Raw genomic sequence first — 4,233 nt, forward strand, 5'->3', positions numbered from 1 at the left:
GCGCCCGGGCCGATTCGTCCGCCGCTACACATTCCCTTTGCCCAGCCGGTTTCCCGTTAAAAATAAATTTTATAGACGGTTTCAAAGGGGTGCGCTTAACAGCAAAAGGCACGACAAAGGACAACAGCACGGCGGATAACGGCGCTTTTTTTATGCCGTGCAGAGCAGTACAAGAGTAATTGCTTGTAGCATGATTTTTCAAATTTAAGAAGATTTTGCGCCGCTAGTTTGGGCGCTGTGTGGCTGAATGCCACATAAGCCCAAAGGGGGCGCAAAAGGGCTTAAATTTGGAAAATGGTATGCCCTCTAAATGCGAACGGGGAACAAAATGTTATTTTGTTCCCCGCGCATTGAAAACCTAGCTTACCAACAGTTGTTATCCACTTATTTATACATGGGGTAGAAATAAATCCCCATATACACCGGATTATCCACAAACCCCTCTACCCCTTCTCTCATAGCCCACAACCCGGTGGGGTGTACCGTATAAATCTGCATGGCATCTTCGTACATCAAATTATGCGCTTTTTTATACATTTCCCGGCGTTTGGCGGGGTCCGTTTGCACCACGGCCGCTTCAATCAGCTTATCCACCTGCGGGTTTTTATACCCTTGCGCCAACGCATACCGGCCGTTGCTATGCAGGAACGGAAAATAAAAGTTGTGCGCATCCGCATAATCGGCCACCCAGCCGCGCGTCCACAACGGCATTTGGCGGTTGGCGGTTTTTTCCAAGAAAGACGCCCAAGTGACCCCGCGCAAATCTATCTTAAATTTAGGGTTCAGGCTTTCCACATTGCGTTTTAAGATTTCGCTGGCAATTTGGCGCATATCGCCGCTGGTGTTATACGTCATAGTCAGTTTGAACCCCGTATCCCACACTTTGCCGCCCCAGGCTTTTTTGAAATATTCGCGGGATTTTTCCAAATCAAAATGATACCGCTTAAAAGAATCGTCATAATCCATCAGCCCTTCGGGCGCGGGGCCGATAGCGCGCGTGCCGCGGCCCTCCATGGATTCTTTCAAAAAGGCATCATAATCAAACGCATATTCAAACGCCTTGCGCAAGTTTTTATCGGCAAAGAAATCCGCCGGAATACCGTTGCCGTCCCATTTGCCGGAGCCGACATCCGGGTTGGCCTGCATATTTACATTCAGCGTAAAGAAAATAACCGGGTCCGTGCGTAAGCGGGGCAGATTATCATATAACTTTACGCCCGGTTTGTCTTTGAGTTGGGAGATAAACTTAGGCGATATTTCCGCCACGTCCACATCTCCCGCCTCCAGCATTAAGCGCACGGTGCTAGGTTCTTCTACCGTCATTAAATGGATATTTTTAAGTTTTGGCGCGCCGGCCCAATACGTTTCGTTCGCGGCCAGTTGCAAACGGCGGCCGGCTATATTCCAACGCACCAACTTAAAAGGCCCGGTGCCGTTCATGGCGTTAAACAAAGGGGAAGATTCTTTGGAAAAATTATTAAACTGCTGCCAAGTTTCTTCCGTGCCGTCCCACGCGCCCGCTTGAACGGCCCACTCTTTGCTGACAACATAGCCCCACCGCGCCAAAATGGACAAAAACGGCGCAAACGGGCGTTTGAGCGTGATAACAATGTTATCCCCGTCTACACGCACTGCTTGGGCGGCATCCTTGTAAGAAACGGCAATTTTGCCTTTTTCGTCCCGCGTGGAGGAAACCCCCAAAATGGGCTCCAACAGCAGGCTGGACGGCCCGCCGGCTACATCAGAAAGTAAAAAGCGCAGTAAAGAATAGCGCACGTCTTCGGGCGTGAGTTCTTCGCCATGGTGAAAACGCACCCCCTTGCGAATGGGGAACGTATACGTTAAACCGTCTTTGGAAATCAAACCGTTTTCCGCACTGGGCACCTGGGTAGACAGGGAGGGCTCCAGCTGGGTCATAGACGAACCCTTAAATTTAAGCAAGGTATCGTATACATTTAACATCATGCCTTGCGTGACGCCGTCATACGAATACACCGGGTCCAGGGATTGCATTTCCCCTTTGTGGGCCACTAATAAAGTTTCTTTATCTTCTTTATGGGCGCAGGCGGCTAACAAAAGCCCCGCGCATAACACGACAAACAACCCTTTTTTCATTTTTTCCTCACGATATACGCCACACCGCGTTTACGGACTAGCCACGCGCGCGCAAATTCTTCCGCCGGATACGGGCGCACCACCTCTTGCGGAGTTGCCGCCGCGGGGTCCGCCGTCCATATACGGCCGTTTTCATATCCTGTCACTAATACCAAATGTCCGGCGGTGCTTTCAATCGCCGCGCCCGGCAATTCCCCTTTTTTATAGGAGATACTGGCCAGTGTCAGGCAGTTTTCATTCACAAACTGCGGCAGTTCAGCCAAAGACTCAAACCGCCGCACATAACTTTCCACCCCGTGCAAACCGGCACACGCGGTGTTAAAAATCCAATTCCCATAAATACCCGGGGCGGGGTCAAACACTTCCCGCATAACCGTTTCCAGGGTTAAACGGGCCCCAAAATAGTTAAGCGCCATCGTCAGCGCGGTGGGGCTGCAAATGCGTTTTTTATCCTTATGATTCACACACATTTGGGAAATCGGCTCCACCTGCGCGCGGAACGCCCCTTGCGGCAAATCCGTACAGGGCGCGGTCTGCCCGGCGCGCGTGGCACAGGCCGCCAGCAAAAGCACCTCCATATCCCCATACAGGCTGATACGGTAGCGGTAGCAATCCGCCGGGACGGACAGGGCCAACATATCCGTTTGCACCTGGGCAAACTCATCTTGCTGGGGCGGGAAACTGCTTTGAAAATCTTTAGAAAAAAGCCCCAACTTATAAAAACGGCTCCATTTCCCTTGATGGCCTACTTGCGCTTCCAACAGCAATAAACCGTCGGTTTGCGTGCGGTAGTTTACGCTTAATACCAGGCTATCAAACGCAAAAGGCGCCCGCATAATTTTAGACGTGACCGCCTTTACACCGTCCACCACCTGTACATTTTGCGTTTGTGCAGGAGAGTGAAACGTATTAAACACGGTGGATTGGTCCGTTTGTATAGTCATGCGCAGCACCTGAAAAGGAAATCGGGGCACCCGGGCTTGAACCGGGAACCTCTCGGTCCCAAACCGAGCGCTCTACCATTGAGCCATGCCCCGTACACTGTTTATATAGTACCAGTTTTTAACCTGCTTGCAAAGGGGCGCTTGAGGTGGGCGCATGCCCGGCAGGCCGCAAAAAAACCGCCCTAAAGGCGGCTTTATAAAATCTGGTTCCGGGACTAGGACTCGAACCTAGAATTAATGCTCCAGAGGCATCCGTGTTACCATTACACCATCCCGGATTAACATTAATATTTTAGCACATTTTTAGTAAAGAGTAAATTTTTCTTTTTCCCGCCCCAAGGCAAAATATATTTGTTATAATAATAGATATTGTTTTAGCGCCTATAGCTCAATTGGTTAGAGCAACCGACTCATAATCGGTGGGTTCCAGGTTCAAGTCCTGGTGGGCGCAGTAAAATTTGGGCTATCCCTTGCGGATAGCCTAATTTTTTGCCCAAGCGGGCAAACTGCTTTGCCCGCGCCCAGGACTTGAAAGCCGGAGCCTTATGCGAGTTTGAGTACGAGCCACGCGAGTACGAAAGGCGAGCATGGCGAGGCGGGGCCGCGAGCGGCGAGGGTCAACGAGCCGACTTGTGGCCAAGTTCCTGGTGGGCGCAGTTCTTAAAACCGCCTTTAGGGGCGGTTTTTTTGCGCCCGAACGCACCAACTGCTTGGTGCGTGACAGGACTTGAAAGGCGCAGCGATGTTTTGGTTTGAGCGGAGCGAAAGGCCAAAACCGCGAGCCCGGCCTGCAGGAAAATTCCGTCAGGAATTTTACCGGAAGGCAAGCCTGGTGGGCGCAGTAAAATTTGGCTCTACCGCTCAGGTAGGGCCTAATTTTTTGCCCAAGCGGGCAAACTGCTTTGCCCGCGCCCAGGACTTGAAAGCCGGAGCCTTATGCGAGTTTGAGTACGAGCCACGCGAGTACGAAAGGCGAGCATGGCGAGGCGGGGCCGCGAGCGGCGAGGGTCAACGAGCCGACTTGTGGCCAAGTTCCTGGTGGGCGCAGTTCTTAAAACCGCCTTTAGGGGCGGTTTTTTTGCGCCCGAACGCACCAACTGCTTGGTGCGTGACAGGACTTGAAAGGCGGAGCGTTGTTTTTATTGGCACAAACTGCTTTCTAAAAGCCAAAACC

2 protein-coding genes and 3 tRNA genes are annotated in these 4,233 nt (G+C 51.7%); 1 reads left to right on the plus strand and 4 read right to left on the minus strand.

The features are described 5' to 3' along the window. Positions 1-384: 384 nt before the first annotated feature. The 4 genes from ACQY18_RS06360 to ACQY18_RS06375 all read right to left on the minus strand — a co-directional run bounded on the left by ACQY18_RS06360 (position 385) and on the right by ACQY18_RS06375 (position 3,337). Entirely contained in the window at positions 385-2,115 is a 1,731-nt protein-coding gene (locus ACQY18_RS06360; protein WP_428039263.1) for an ABC transporter substrate-binding protein, read from the minus strand. Further along, a complete protein-coding gene (locus ACQY18_RS06365) occupies positions 2,112-3,059 on the minus strand; it encodes a C39 family peptidase (protein ID WP_428039264.1) in 948 nt (315 codons plus the stop codon). The genes ACQY18_RS06360 and ACQY18_RS06365 overlap by 4 nt, the downstream gene beginning before the upstream one ends. 21 nt (positions 3,060-3,080) lie before the next feature. After that, a tRNA-Pro gene (locus ACQY18_RS06370) sits at positions 3,081-3,152 on the minus strand. Between the two features lie 111 nt (positions 3,153-3,263). Beyond that, a tRNA-Gln gene (locus ACQY18_RS06375) sits at positions 3,264-3,337 on the minus strand. Between the two features lie 99 nt (positions 3,338-3,436). Between ACQY18_RS06375 and ACQY18_RS06380 the strand changes: the two genes are divergently transcribed. After that, positions 3,437-3,510, plus strand: a tRNA-Ile gene (locus ACQY18_RS06380). The last annotated feature ends 723 nt before the right edge of the window (positions 3,511-4,233 follow it).

The sequence above is a fragment of the Candidatus Avelusimicrobium faecicola genome, assembly GCA_900540405.1.
Taxonomy (GTDB): Bacteria; Elusimicrobiota; Elusimicrobia; order Elusimicrobiales; family Elusimicrobiaceae; genus Avelusimicrobium; species Avelusimicrobium faecicola.

Excerpts from the sequence above, each read along its gene's own strand:
- ACQY18_RS06360 (WP_428039263.1), bottom strand. The coding sequence starts at position 2,115 with ATGAAAAAAGGGTTGTTTGTCGTGTTATGCGCGGGGCTTTTGTTAGCC.
- ACQY18_RS06365 (WP_428039264.1), bottom strand. The coding sequence starts at position 3,059 with ATGACTATACAAACGGACCAATCCACCGTGTTTAATACGTTTCACTCT.